Genomic DNA, 14,426 nt, shown 5'->3' on the forward strand with positions numbered 1-14,426 from the left:
TAAAATAATGAAAAATATTAACAACATACTAAAGCTAGAAGACGAAGTAGCAATCATAGAAGCAATTGGCGAAATCATTTGGCAGAAAAAAGAAGAAACAGAAGAATTTTCAGATTTAACAGATGCCGAAAAAGTATTCGTTTTTATCGATATTTTTGAAGGCGCAATGGGTGAAGGAGGATTTCAATTTTTTTTCAATTCTGAATCTGGAAATTTTGTAGAAGAAATTATTACTTCATATCAAGAAATTAATGCTCCAAAAACTGCAGAATTAATTGCAAATGCAGTGAAAATTTTTCCAAATAAATACAGTATTGATATGGAAGAAAGACAACACTTGATTGCTAAAGCCGATGAAGAAACACTCTCTGGTTGGGAAGATTTAGATGAAATTTTCTTTACTAACGAAACCGAAGAAGATGTTGTAACCTTAATTGTAGAATATATTAAAACGAATGAATCTCAATTTGGAAACTAATATTAATCAAAAATCAAAATATAAATCATGGCAACAGTAAACGTTTATCTTACCTTTAATGGTAACACAGAAGAAGCTTTTAACTTTTATAAATCAGTATTTGGTGGCGAGTTTAGTTATATCGGAAGATTCAAAGATATGCCAGCTGACGAAAACTGTCCACCTCCTAGTGAAGCTGAAGCAAATCGTATTATGCACGTAAGTTTACCTATAAGTAAAGAAACTATTTTAATGGCTAGTGATAGTACTTCATTTAGTGGTGATGTTACTTTTGGAAACAACTTTTCAGTATCGATAAATACGGATAGTAAAGAAGAAGCAGATAAATTATTCAACGGTCTTTCGGCTGGTGGTAATATAATCATGCCTATGGAAAAAACATTTTGGGGTGCTTATTTTGGAATGTTTACCGATAAATTTGGTGTGAATTGGATGGTAAATTTTGATGAAATGCCAAAATAATAAAAAAGCCTAACAAATGTTAGGCTTTTTTATATTTATATTCCAGCAATTTCTTTTAATTCCTTAACAAATCGTTCTGCTAAAACATCAGCTTCAATTTGTGTTGGTGCTTCTGTGTAAATTCTAATAATTGGTTCTGTATTGGATTTTCTTAAATGCACCCATTCTGTAGGAAAATCAATTTTCACACCGTCAATAGTCGTAATATTTTCTGATTTGTATTTTTCGGTTAACGTAGCCAAAACATTATCTACATCAATTTGAGGTGTTAACTCAATTTTGTTTTTACTCATGTAATATTGCGGATACGACGCTCTAATTTCGGCAACGGTTTTATCTTGATTCGCTAAATAAGTTAAAAACAAAGCTACACCTACCATACTATCTCTTCCATAATGTGATGATGGATAAATGATTCCTCCATTTCCTTCACCACCAATTATAGCATTGGTTTTCTTCATTAATTCCACCACGTTTACTTCGCCAACAGCACTTGCTTGATAAGTTCCACCATGTTTTTCTGTTATATCGCGTAAAGCACGGGAAGACGACATATTGGAAACTGTATTTCCTGGAGTTTTCGATAAAACATAATCAGCAACAGCTACTAAAGTGTATTCTTCACCAAACATTTCACCATCATTTGAAATGAATGCTAATCTATCAACATCTGGGTCAACTACAATTCCAAAATCGGCTTTTTCTTCTACAACTAATTTGCAAATATCACCTAAGTGTTCTTTTAAAGGTTCTGGATTGTGTGGAAAATGACCATTTGGCTCGCAATACAATTTTACCACTTCAACTCCCATTTGTTCCAATAAGTTTGGAATAATAATTCCACCAGATGAATTCACACCATCAACTACTACTTTGAATTTCTTAGTTTTTACCAAGTCAGCATCAACCAAAGGCAATTCTAACACTTCATCAATGTGAATATCCATGTAAGCATTGTTTTCAATGACTTCGCCTAAACTATCAACATCCGAAAAATCAAAAGCTTCATTCTCGGCAATTTCTAAAATTAATTCACCTTCTTTTCCACTTAAAAATTCACCTTTTTCGTTCAATAATTTTAGTGCATTCCATTGTTTTGGATTGTGAGAAGCTGTTAAAATAATTCCTCCATCGGCTTTTTCAAGCGGAACAGCAATTTCAACTGTTGGCGTTGTTGATAATCCCAAATCAATTACGTCAATTCCTAAGCCTATCAAGGTATTCATCACTAAATTGTGAATCATTGGTCCCGAAATTCGTGCATCTCTTCCAATAACAACTTTCAATCGTACATTACCTTTTGAGGCGTGTCTTATCTTTAAAAACGAACCATAAGCCGATGCAAATTTTACAGCATCAACTGGCGTTAAATTGTCTCCTACTGCCCCACCAATTGTGCCACGAATTCCTGATATAGATTTTATTAATGTCATTTAATTTTAATTTAAAAGTTATAGGCTTAAAAAAGTCAATGATAAACCAAATTGTTCTACAAATATAAAAAGTTAGAAATTGGAATTAGATAAAACTTGCAAAGATTTTTTATATATTTACGAGAGAAATTTCTGAAATAAAAGCCATTTAAACATCTAAAACATTAAAACCTCTAACCTTTTCGATATGAACTATCTGGCACATATTTATTTATCTGGAACTAACGATTTACTAAAAATCGGGAATTTCATGGCAGATAGTATCAAAGGACACGATTACGAAAAGTTTGATGCTGCAATCAAAAAAGGCATTTTATTGCACCGTCACATTGATAGTTTTACGGATATGCATCCGGTTTATAGGCAAAGTAAGCATCGTTTACATGAAAAATATGGTCATTATTCAGGTGTGATTATGGATATTTTATATGATCATTTTTTAGCAAAAAACTGGAGCAAGTTTTCTGATGAAAAATTAGAAGATTATGCCAACAATTTCTACCAATTATTGCAAGACAATTACGAAATTTTAACAGAAAGAATAAAAGGAATGATGCCCTATATGATTGCTAGGAATTGGTTTGTAAGTTATGCAACTATTGCTGGCTTGGAAATGATACTTTTTCAAATGGATTACAAAACCAAACATAGAGCCAATATGCAAGAAGCCGTTGTGGAATTACAAGAATTTTATACCGAATTTGAATCGGAATTTTTTATTTTTTTCCAAGAATTAATGGTTTCATGCCAACAAAAAATCACTGAATTAAATGAAATTTTGTAATGAATTAGAAACACGTTTTAGAAAAGAATCTAATCGTGAATTAGCTGTTCCGATGGAGAATTATATGAAAAATAATTTTTCTTTTTTAGGTCTAAAAACAGAAAAAAGACGTGAGATTTTTAAATTAATTTACGAGCAAAATAAAGCCGAAATCAAATCAAATTACAGAACAATTGCTTGGGAATTATTTCAAATGAAAGAACGCGAGTTTCATCAAGTTGCGATTGATTTATTGGTAAAAGAATTTAAGAAAAATTACGTTTTAGAAGATATTCAATTGATTGAAAAACTGATAATTACAAATTCTTGGTGGGATTCGGTTGATACGATTGCTAAATATATTTTAGGTGGTTATTTATTACAATTTCCATCCGAAACTTTAAAAGTAATAGAGCGTTTTTCTAATTCAAAAAACATGTGGTTAAATCGAAGTGCAATTTTATTTCAGTTGAGTTATAAAGAAAAAACCAATTTTGAAATTTTAAAATCGGAATGCGAAAAACACAAACATTCTAACGAATTTTTCATTCAAAAAGCAATCGGTTGGGCTTTACGCGATTATAGTAGATTCAATCCAAATGGGGTTGCAGATTATGTAAATACAACAAGTTTAAAACCATTAAGTCGAAGAGAAGCCTTACGTTTACTATAATTTTGTTTCATTTTTCAGATTAAAGATTTACCTTCGTAAAATACTTAAAAAATAATGCCCAGAAAAAAAACGTTTTCTTTTAAAAACTTAATCCATAAGAATTTTAGACGTTTAGAACAGTTTATTTTTCTTTTGAAATCATTGCTTACACCACGACAATTTATTTATTTATCGTGTGTTTTAGTAGGTATTTCTTCGGCATTAGCGGTAATTATTCTTAAAACTTTTGCGCATTGGGTATATAAATCATCTCAAAAATTAGACGATATTTTCCACCTTCCTTTTAGTAATAGTACCTTACCTATTATAGGAATTATTATTACAGTAATTATTATCAAAAAAGTACTGGACGGCTCTATAGAAAAAGGTACGGCACAAATTATGTATGCTGTTGCCAAAAAGCGCGGTATTATGCCAAGAAAACAAATGTTTGCCCAAATCATTACAAGTTCCTTCACAGTAGGTATGGGTGGAAGTGCCGGATTAGAGTCGCCAATTACCATTACTGGAGCTGCTTTTGGTAGTAATTATGCACAAAATTATCGACTAAGTTATAAAGATAGAACACTATTATTAGCTTGTGGTGTAGCTGCTGGAATTGGAGCTGCTTTCAACGCCCCAATTGCTGGAGTTTTATTTGCCATAGAGGTTGTTTTAGCCGAAATTAGCATTACAGCATTTATTCCGATTATGATTAGTGCGGCAACGGGTGCTTTGGTATCAACAGTTATGTTGAATGAAGACATCTTGTTTTCCTTTAAAAAAGTGCAATTTTTCGATTTTCATAATTTACCTTATTATATTTTATTAGGAGTTTTGAGTGGATTTGTTTCAATAAATTATGCCAGAACATTTCGAAAAATAGAGCATTATTTTGCTAAATTAAAATTCAATTACATCAACAAAGCTCTATTTGGCGCAGGAATTTTAGGTATTTTAATTTTTTTGTTTCCATCTTTATTTGGTGAAGGTTATGAAAGCATTAAAATTTTAGCAGACAGTAATCCCGAACGTTTGGTACAAAACACTGTTTTCGAACGTTTTCAGGAATCAAAATGGATTTTATTATTATTCGTTGGATCAACGATGTTAATCAAAGTCTATGCAACAAGTTTCACATTAGGAGCTGGTGGAAATGGCGGAAATTTTGCGCCTTCATTATTTGTAGGCTCTTATTTAGGGTTTTGTGTTGCCTATTTTTTCAATATTATGGGTTTTGCTAAGCTACCTATTGGAAATTTCACTTTAGTTGGAATGGCTGGAATTTTGAGTGGGTTATTTCACGCGCCACTAACCGCAATTTTCCTTATTGCTGAAATTACAGGAGGTTATAATTTGATGGTTCCTTTGATGATAGTTTCTTCGGTAAGTTTTGCCATTTCTAAACGTTTTGAACCATATTCATTTGATATTAAAAATTTAGCCGATAAAGGCGAAGTTTTTACTGATAATCGCGATACCAATATTTTAAATTCTATTGATGTATCAAAACTTATTCAAACCGATTTTAAACCAATTTCTTTGAGTAATAGTTTAGAGGAATTGGTTCAGAAAATTCAAGAGTCTGATGAACATATTTTCCCTGTTTTAGACGAAAAAAACAATTTATTAGGACTTGTTCATTTGGATGAAATTCGACCAATTGTTTTCTCTCAATTCAAAGTAAAATATACTGCTGTTGAAGAAATAATGCAACAACCTAAAGAAATCATTTTCTATGATGAAACACTTGAAACCATCATGGATAAATTTGATGCTTCTGAATGCAAAATTTTACCCGTTCTGAAAAACGGAATTTTCTTAGGTTTTATGCACAAACAATTAATTTTAGAAAAATATAGACATCGCTTGAAATCTATGATTATTGAGTAAATGGTCTTTATTTAACAAATTCTTATTCTTACTTCAATCTAATTTTTTGCTCTAAAATCAGTATCTTTGCGTTTTGCCAAAAATTATGCAACACACAACTGAAGAAACTATCGAAATTATTGGCGCTAGAGCCCATAATCTTAAAAATATTGACGTATCTATTCCGCGTGAAAAACTTGTGGTAATTACAGGTTTATCGGGTTCTGGAAAATCCTCATTGGCTTTTGATACCATTTATGCGGAAGGCCAACGAAGATATATTGAAACTTTTTCAGCTTATGCGCGTCAATTTTTAGGAGGATTAGAACGTCCTGATGTGGATAAAATCGACGGACTTTCGCCTGTGATTGCTATTGAGCAAAAAACTACGAGCAAATCTCCTCGTTCAACTGTTGGAACAATTACTGAAATATACGATTTCTTACGTTTGTTATATGCTCGTGGAGCCGATGCTTACAGTTACAACACGGGCGAAAAAATGGTTTCGTATTCCGATGAGCAAATCAAGCAATTGATTTTAGAGGATTTCAATGGAAAACGCATCAATATTTTAGCACCGGTTGTTCGTTCTCGTAAAGGACATTATCGCGAATTATTTGAGCAAATTGCCAAACAAGGTTTCTTAAAAGTTCGAGTAAATGGTGAAATTCGCGATTTAGAATACGGCATGAAAGTAGATCGTTACAAAACACATGACATCGAAATTGTTATTGATAGAATGGCAATTGATAACGAAGAAGATACTGATAAACGTTTATCAGAAAGCATCAAAACCGCTATGTATCATGGTGAAGATGTCATGATGGTTATCGAACAAGAAAGTCAAGAAATACGTTTTTACAGTCGTAATTTAATGTGTCCGTCTTCAGGAATTTCGTATCCAAATCCGGAACCCAATAACTTTTCATTCAACTCTCCAAAAGGGGCATGTCCGTGTTGTAACGGATTAGGAACTGTGAATGAAATCAACTTACAGAAAATTATTCCAAATCCGAAGTCATCGATTAAAAATGGTGGTTTTGCACCTTTGGGCGAATATAAAAGTTCTTGGATTTTCAAGCAATTGGAAATTATCGCACAAAAATATGATTTCAAAATAACCGATGCCATAGAAACCATTCCGCAAGAAGCAATGGACATGATTTTGTATGGTGGAAACGAAAAATTCTCAGTCATTTCAAAGGTTATGGGAATTACAAAAGATTATAAAATCGATTTTGAAGGAATTTCTAATTTCATTAAAAGTCAATACGATAATTCCGATTCGGCAAGTATTAAGCGTTGGGCAAAAGAATTCATGGACGAAAATGATTGTCCAGAATGTGAAGGAACGCGTTTGAGAAAAGAGTCGTTATATTTCAAATTAAACGGAAAAAATATTGGTGAGTTAGTCCAAATGGACGTTGCCGAATTATCCGAATGGTTTGCTGATTTAGATAATCATTTATCTGAAAAACAAAAAGTTATCGCCGTTGAAGTTGTAAAAGAAATTACAGCTCGATTACAGTTTTTGTTAGATGTTGGTTTGAATTATTTATCACTAAACCGAAGCTCAAAATCACTTTCAGGCGGTGAAGCGCAACGTATTCGATTGGCCACGCAAATTGGTTCGCAATTGGTTGGTGTTTTATATATTTTAGATGAACCAAGTATCGGTTTGCACCAAAGAGATAACGAACGTTTAATTAAATCGTTAGAAAGTTTACGAGATATCGGTAACTCGGTAATCGTAGTAGAACACGACAAAGACATGATTGAACGTGCCGATTATGTGATTGATATTGGTCCGAAAGCAGGTCGTTTTGGAGGTCAAATCATAAGTAAAGGAACTCCAAAAGAATTGTTGAAAGAAAATACCATTACGGCTCAGTACATGAATGGTAAAATGCAAATTGAAGTACCAAAAACACGTCGTGAAGGCAACGGAAAATCCATCAAATTATCAGGTGCAACGGGAAATAACTTGAAAAATGTTTCGATTGAAATTCCACTTGGAAAATTGGTTTGTGTTACCGGAGTCTCAGGAAGTGGAAAATCGACGTTGATTAATGAAACGTTGTATCCAATATTAAACGCGCATTTTTTCAATGCGGTGAAGAAACCACAGCCTTACAAGAAAATCGAAGGTTTAGAACATATCGACAAAGTGATCGACATCGACCAAAGTCCGATTGGAAGAACACCACGCTCGAATCCAGCGACTTATACGGATGTTTTTTCAGAAATTAGAAGTCTTTATACACAAACTCCTGAAGCAATGATTCGTGGTTATAAGCCAGGAAGATTCAGCTTTAATGTAAAAGGTGGTCGTTGTGAAACCTGTGAAGGTTCAGGCGTTCGCACGATTGAAATGAGCTTTTTACCAGATGTTTATGTGGAATGCGAAACCTGTATGGGAAAACGTTTCAACAGAGAAACATTGGAAATTCGATACAAAGGGAAATCAATCTCTGATGTACTGAACATGACGGTAGATGAAGCGGTTGATTTCTTTGAAAATATTCCAAAAATCTACAGAAAAATCAAGACTATTCAAGATGTTGGACTAGGTTATATCACATTGGGACAACAAAGTACTACACTTTCAGGTGGTGAAGCCCAACGCATTAAATTAGCAACGGAACTTTCTAAAAAAGATACAGGTAATACGTTTTACATCTTAGACGAACCAACTACTGGCTTACATTTTGAAGACATTCGAGTGCTAATGGATGTAATTAATGCTTTAGTTGATAAAGGAAATACAGTATTAATTATCGAACATAATTTAGATGTTGTAAAACTTGCAGATTATGTAATTGATATTGGCTACGAAGGTGGAAAAGGTGGCGGAGAAGTCGTTGCGAAAGGAACTCCAGAAGAAATTGTGAAAAATAAAAAAAGCTACACGGCGCAATTTTTGAAAAAAGAACTATCTTAGCAGGCTTTTTTAAAAATTAAAAACGAAACGAATATGGCAGCAGATCAGTACGAAAACGAAGACCAAAGAATTCAAGAAAAATTCAAGCAAAAAACTTGGAACGAAATAAGAACAAATGACTCTTGGGCAATTTTTAAAATCATGTCCGAGTTTGTAAATGGTTATGAATCAATGGGAAGAATAGGGCCATGCGTTTCTATTTTTGGTTCAGCAAGAACAAAACCTGAAGATAAAAACTATTTATTAGCCGAAAAAATTGCTTTTAAAATCAGTAAAGCAGGCTACGGTGTAATCACTGGTGGTGGTCCGGGTATCATGGAAGCAGGTAATAAAGGAGCGCATTATGGAGGCGGAACTTCGGTAGGTTTAAATATCGAATTGCCTTTTGAGCAACACTTTAATCCATATATCGATAAAGATAAAAATTTAAACTTTGATTACTTTTTCGTTAGAAAAGTAATGTTCGTTAAATATTCACAAGGTTTCGTGGTCATGCCAGGAGGTTTTGGAACCTTAGACGAATTATTCGAAGCGGTAACTTTAATTCAAACTAAGAAAATTGGTAAATTCCCAATTATTTTGGTAGGAACTGAATTTTGGTCAGGTTTATTAGATTGGATCAAAAATGTGATGATTGACAAAATGAAAAATGCCAATCCAGACGACATGAATCTTATTAAAGTAGTAGATACAGAAGATGAAGTATTAGAAGCATTAGATAACTTCTACAAAAAGTACAACTTATCACCTAACTTCTAAAAAACTAAAAAGTCCTTCAATTGAAGGATTTTTTTTTATCTCTTTTCTTATTTTACAATAATCTTCTTTGTAGTAGATTGAAATCCATTACTTACTTTAACCAGATACATTCCCGTATTCAAATCTAAATTTATTCGAACTTCATCATCAAAATCATGGCTTTGAACTAATTGCCCCGTTAAGGTATAAATTTCTACTTTAGAACTTCCTTCTAAGCCTGAAACTATCAAGTATTCCGAAGCTGGATTTGGATATACCACTACCCTACCTTCAATAGGATTTTGTGAAGATAAAGTTGATGACCATGGCTGTCCAAAATTAGCTCCAAATATATAATCTGCTAAAAGTGGGTAATCTATAAACGGATTGCGATTCATTTGCCACGTATACACATAATTATTACGATTCATTTCAAAATCATCTCTTGGATCGGTATGATTCCATGACAATAATGTTGCTAAATCGCCAATATTTCCAGAAGCAATTGTTGTACTTGGCAAATATTCACTTGGATCACCATTAACAACATTTAGTCCATTAAAACGGACTGCCATGTAAAATAATGACCTAGCAACATCTCCATGCCAAGAACCTTGAGTTCCCACTGGTCCAGCATAAACCGTTGATGAATTTACTGTTCCATAATTTTTATTATTCCTTGAAGAATTTTCCTGACCATTCTCTACTCGAATATGATGAGCATCAGACACACCATCCACAACAGTTGCCGCACTAGTTGAATTCCAAATACTTATTCCATCTGCCGAATCACCATTTGCCACTTCAAAACCACCTCTTGATTGACAAAAAATATGCTCTCTATTCCATTTTCCAACAATGCTACTAGTGTTTTGCTGATCCATTTTTGCCATTGGAGCTTCAATATACATACACCAAACTTGATTTGAATTTTCTGGATTTTGATCGGCAGTTCTTATAATATCCCAAATGTCTGCATAACTATGTAATCTAACACTCGGTGCAGCAATAATATCTTGCACCGCTTGCTTTAATGCGTTACCAGACAATCCTTCTAACGAATCATAATATCCTGTTGGAATTGTAGGAGTTACAATACCATAAGTAGGATTTATAGGTGTTCCAAAGGATTGAACTACATAATCATTATCATAAACCCTTAGTATTAAGTTATCATTATTTATTACATAACCAGTTGGAACTGATTGAATATCAATTAACAATTCTTCATCACCTTCATCTGTTATATCATCAAAAAGAGTACATGTATTTGATGCTGTGGTTTGTCCTACAGGAATTAAAACCGTTAAGTTAGTATTCGTGTAATCATTAACCATGAAATTTCCATTTACTAATGTAAAATTAAAAAGCAAATCTGAACCAGTTACTGGCTGACTAGTAGTAAAGACAAAATCAAAAACATCTCCTTCATTATAATTTGTTTGTGAAGTAGATACAGTTATATAATTTAATACAACTCCGCTACCATCATTTGGCATTCCAGGAGTTGGTGTTTTAACTTCATAACTGCCATCATTTTTTCGTTGGATAGATTGCGTAGTTCCAAGACTATTCATGTTTTCATTAGTAGAAACTGTAAGTCCTAATGTAGTCATTAAATTTGTAGCTGTTGGAGCTGCTGTAGAATATGCTAATGCATTCACTAAATTTGTTGATGTTGCCAAAGTTCCATCAGGAAAATCTGAAGCATTTGCTTGGTATAGCGCAATTACATCTGGACCATTTTGAATTTTTCCATTAGGGAAAACAAGTGCAGGAGCTGGCGAAACTGCTGTATTTCCAGATAAAAAAATACCATTAATATCTGTAGTATAGCCATCTAAATCAATAGCATAATAACTCAATGAGTTTGTTTCATTATATAAAACAAGTACATAACCATCTAATGAAAAATTTGGTAAACTAGATTTTAGCTCAATAAATTCATTTACATCAGAACCCGTCATATCTGTATCTAACTCATTAATAACTAATTGAGCATTTGAAACAAATCCTGAAAGTAAAAAAATAGTATATAGTATTCTTTGGAGCATAATATTTATTTTTTATCAAATATACCCATTTTATGAAGATTCTAAACTAATTTAAGCTATTATTGTGGAAATATTAACCGAATATTAAGCGATTATTACGCCGTTTTGTATATTTTTATAAAAAATTAGAATTTTCTTACGCAACCAATCTATAACTAAAATAATCTTACAATAAAATCATCCATTGAAGCTAAAACATTTATATAAGTTATTTTTTTTAATTGCTTTTACAGCATCAGGACAACATTCTTCACAAATGAATGTAAAAGTTGATATTGAAAAAAAAATACTTTATGTAAAACATACATTAACTTTCAATAATACATCAAACGACACGATTAGTCAATTGATTTTAAATGATTGGAACAATGCTTTTTCTTCCAAAAATTCAGCATTAGCGAATCGTTTTTCTGATGAATTTTCTCGAGCATTTCACCTTGCCAATGAAGAAGATAGAGGATATACAGCCATTAAATCAATAGTCGATACCCACTCAAAAAACATCCATTGGGAAAGACCTAACAATAAAGTAGACTTAGTTAAAATTCAGCTCAACGCTCCTATTCTACCTTGTTCAAAACAATCGATTACATTACAATATATTGTCAAAATTCCAAATGCAAAATTTACAAAATATGGATTTGATTCTGATGGAAATATATCTTTAAAACATTGTTTTTTAAATCCATCACGCTATGAAAATAAGCAGTTTATTCAACAAAGCAATGAAAATTTAGATGACATCCCTAATGCTTTTTCTGATTTTGAAATTGAAATTGAAATTGCTGCAAACTATTTCATTTCGAGTAATTTAACTGAAACCAAGTCAGAAATAATCAATTCAAAAAAGCATTACTTTTTAAAAGACTCAAACAAAAACGAAGTCACTTTATACTTGCAACCTAAAAATAGTTTTGTTTCATATAAAAATGAAATTATTGAAGTAAGTTGTGGGCTTAATGACCATAAAGTTAATGATATTGAAAAGGCTGTTATTATTGATAAAATAACTCGATTTACCGCACAAAAATTAGGTAATCCATTAAATTCAAAAATTTTAGTTTCTCAAGAAGATTACCAGCGTCAACCCTTTTATGGTTTGAATCAATTGCCAGGCTTTCTAAGTCCTTTTCCTGATAACTTTATGTTTGAATTAAAGTTTCTTAAAACTTATTTAAACAATTATTTAAAAGAAAATTTACAGCTAAATCCTAGAAAAGAGTATTGGATTTATGATGGAATTCAAGTTTTTTTAATGATGCAATACATAGAGGAAAACTACCCAGATATTAAAATGACTGGGAATTTAGCCAATATGAAAATCTTAAAATCATATCATTTTATTAATCTTCCGTTCAACCAACAATACAATTATTTGTACATGTTAATGGCACGAAAAAATTTAGATCAGCCTTTAAATGAACCAAAAAATAGATTAATCAAATTCAATGAGCAAATTGCAAGTAAATATAGAGCAGGATTGAGTTTAAATTATTTAGACAAATACCTTGGCAACAATATCGTATTATCAAGTATTCAAGAATTTATTCAAGAAAATCAGTACATTACATCAAATACACGTCAATTTGAAACCATCTTGGAAAAAAATGCACCAGAAAAAATAGATTGGTTTTTTAGAACGATGATTGAAACACGAGATTTAGTAGATTATAAATTTGGAAAAGTAACCAAAACAAAAGATGAAATTTCTGTAACAGTTATTAATAAAACCAATACAAACGCTCCTATTTCTTTATACCAATTAAAAAATAATGAAATAATTAATAAAATCTGGTTAAGTAACATTACAACTGATTCTACATTTGTAATTCCAAGATTAGGCGCTGATAAAATTGTACTAAATTATAACAATGAAGTTCCTGAATATAATTTGAGAAACAATTGGAAATCATTAAAAGGATTTTTCTTCAACAACAGACCTCTAAAGTTTAATTTTTTTAAAGATTTAGAAGAACCATATTACAACCAAATTTTTTATGTGCCTGAAGTAGAATTCAATGCTTATGATGGAATTGCACTTGGTTTGCGAATAAATAATAGATCCATTTTAAATAAGCCTTTTACATTTAGTGCTACACCAATGTATTCATCAAATACGGGAACCTTAGTGGGAAAATTTTCTGCTATAGTAGACGACAATATTAGAGAAAATGGAAAATTATACAATATAAGATACATGCTTGCTGGGAATCGTTTTCATTATACCAAAGATGCTTTTTATACGAATTTAATTCCAGTAGTTCAATTCAAATTTCGGGATGAAAATCTTAGAAAAAACAAAACTGAGTTTATTCAACTAAGACAAGTTTATGTCCAAAGAGATAATTCACCTTTTACAATAGACACAAATACCGAAAATTATAATATTTTTAATGGAAAATACGGTAACTATCAATCAGAAGGTACAAAACATTTCTCTTTACTAAATGATATACAAATTTCTAATTCTTTTGGGAAAATTTCGACAGAAATACATTATAGAAAACTATTTGAAAATAACCGACAAATAAGTTTTCGTTTTTTTGCGGGAGCTTTCATGTATAGTAGCATCAAATCTGATTTTTTTAGCTTTGGTTTGGATAGACCTAACGATTATATGTTTGATTATAATTTATTAGGAAGAAGCGAAACAACAGGAATTTATAGTCAACAATATGTTTATGCGGAAGGCGGATTCAAATCTAAATTAGACACAAGATTTGCCAATCAATGGATGACAACAGTGAATGGAACATTTAATGTTTGGAATTGGATACAAATTTATGGTGATGCCGGCATGCTTAAAAACAAATACAATAGTGCTAAGTTTGTCTATGATTCGGGGTTTCATCTCAATTTAGTACCTGACTATTTTGAGCTTTTTTTACCAGTATACTCTTCAAACGGATTTGAATTGAATCCTAATAATTATGGTGAAAAAATTCGTTTTGTAGTTACATTAAGTCCAAAAACATTAGTATCATTATTCACCAGAAAATGGTTTTAATATAAAAACGTTAAATTTATTACGAA

Annotated in this window: 10 protein-coding genes; 8 read left to right on the forward strand and 2 right to left on the reverse strand. The window is 31.8% G+C overall.

The window, feature by feature from the left end:
• The first annotated feature begins 7 nt into the window (after positions 1–7).
• On the forward strand, positions 8–478 hold the full coding sequence (locus tag G4L40_RS05850) for a DMP19 family protein (protein WP_166236250.1): 471 nt from the start codon (positions 8–10) through the stop codon (positions 476–478).
• 27 nt (positions 479–505) lie between these two features.
• Entirely contained in the window at positions 506–940 is a 435-nt protein-coding gene (locus tag G4L40_RS05855; RefSeq protein ID WP_166236252.1) for a VOC family protein, read from the forward strand.
• 35 nt (positions 941–975) lie between these two features.
• Here the strand turns inward: G4L40_RS05855 and glmM are convergent, their stop codons facing one another.
• Positions 976–2,373: a phosphoglucosamine mutase gene (gene glmM / locus G4L40_RS05860; protein ID WP_166236254.1), complete on the reverse strand. Its 1,398-nt coding sequence runs from the start codon at positions 2,371–2,373 to the stop codon at positions 976–978.
• Between the two features lie 187 nt (positions 2,374–2,560).
• Between glmM and G4L40_RS05865 the strand changes: the two genes are divergently transcribed.
• The 5 genes from G4L40_RS05865 (at position 2,561) to G4L40_RS05885 (ending at position 9,360) form a co-directional block, all read left to right on the forward strand.
• A complete protein-coding gene (locus G4L40_RS05865; protein ID WP_166236256.1) occupies positions 2,561–3,157 on the forward strand; it encodes an acyl carrier protein phosphodiesterase in 597 nt (198 codons plus the stop codon).
• Positions 3,144–3,809 (forward strand): DNA alkylation repair protein, encoded by a 666-nt coding sequence (locus G4L40_RS05870; protein ID WP_166236258.1) that lies wholly within the window; start codon positions 3,144–3,146, stop codon positions 3,807–3,809. The genes G4L40_RS05865 and G4L40_RS05870 overlap by 14 nt, the downstream gene beginning before the upstream one ends.
• Positions 3,810–3,863: 54 nt before the next feature.
• The gene (locus G4L40_RS05875; protein WP_166236260.1) at positions 3,864–5,681 is read left to right on the forward strand and encodes a chloride channel protein; all 1,818 of its coding nucleotides are present in this window, start codon (positions 3,864–3,866) and stop codon (positions 5,679–5,681) included.
• Positions 5,682–5,766: 85 nt separating this feature from the next.
• Entirely contained in the window at positions 5,767–8,601 is a 2,835-nt protein-coding gene (uvrA, locus tag G4L40_RS05880) for an excinuclease ABC subunit UvrA (protein ID WP_166236262.1), read from the forward strand.
• A gap of 33 nt (positions 8,602–8,634) precedes the next feature.
• Positions 8,635–9,360, forward strand: coding sequence for an LOG family protein (locus G4L40_RS05885; RefSeq protein WP_166236264.1), 726 nt, complete (start codon positions 8,635–8,637; stop codon positions 9,358–9,360).
• Between the two features lie 47 nt (positions 9,361–9,407).
• On the opposite strand, the gene G4L40_RS05890 is transcribed toward G4L40_RS05885, so the two are convergent.
• Positions 9,408–11,393, reverse strand: coding sequence for an endonuclease (locus G4L40_RS05890; RefSeq protein ID WP_166236266.1), 1,986 nt, complete (start codon positions 11,391–11,393; stop codon positions 9,408–9,410).
• A gap of 256 nt (positions 11,394–11,649) precedes the next feature.
• On the opposite strand from G4L40_RS05890, the gene G4L40_RS05895 reads away from it, so the two are divergent.
• The gene (locus tag G4L40_RS05895; RefSeq protein WP_166236268.1) at positions 11,650–14,400 is read left to right on the forward strand and encodes a M1 family metallopeptidase; all 2,751 of its coding nucleotides are present in this window, start codon (positions 11,650–11,652) and stop codon (positions 14,398–14,400) included.
• Positions 14,401–14,426: the final 26 nt, after the last annotated feature.

It is taken from the genome of Flavobacterium celericrescens, assembly GCF_011392075.1.
Lineage (GTDB): Bacteria > Bacteroidota > Bacteroidia > Flavobacteriales > Flavobacteriaceae > Flavobacterium > Flavobacterium celericrescens.

Bases quoted from the DNA above. Each gene is read 5' to 3' on its own strand.
- G4L40_RS05875 (WP_166236260.1), top strand. From the start codon at position 3,864: ATGCCCAGAAAAAAAACGTTTTCTTTTAAAAACTTAATCCATAAGAAT.
- glmM (WP_166236254.1), bottom strand. From the start codon at position 2,373: ATGACATTAATAAAATCTATATCAGGAATTCGTGGCACAATTGGTGGG.
- G4L40_RS05865 (WP_166236256.1), top strand. From the start codon at position 2,561: ATGAACTATCTGGCACATATTTATTTATCTGGAACTAACGATTTACTA.
- uvrA (WP_166236262.1), top strand. From the start codon at position 5,767: ATGCAACACACAACTGAAGAAACTATCGAAATTATTGGCGCTAGAGCC.
- G4L40_RS05870 (WP_166236258.1), top strand. From the start codon at position 3,144: ATGAAATTTTGTAATGAATTAGAAACACGTTTTAGAAAAGAATCTAAT.
- G4L40_RS05885 (WP_166236264.1), top strand. From the start codon at position 8,635: ATGGCAGCAGATCAGTACGAAAACGAAGACCAAAGAATTCAAGAAAAA.
- G4L40_RS05855 (WP_166236252.1), top strand. From the start codon at position 506: ATGGCAACAGTAAACGTTTATCTTACCTTTAATGGTAACACAGAAGAA.
- G4L40_RS05890 (WP_166236266.1), bottom strand. From the start codon at position 11,393: ATGCTCCAAAGAATACTATATACTATTTTTTTACTTTCAGGATTTGTT.
- G4L40_RS05850 (WP_166236250.1), top strand. From the start codon at position 8: ATGAAAAATATTAACAACATACTAAAGCTAGAAGACGAAGTAGCAATC.
- G4L40_RS05895 (WP_166236268.1), top strand. From the start codon at position 11,650: ATGAATGTAAAAGTTGATATTGAAAAAAAAATACTTTATGTAAAACAT.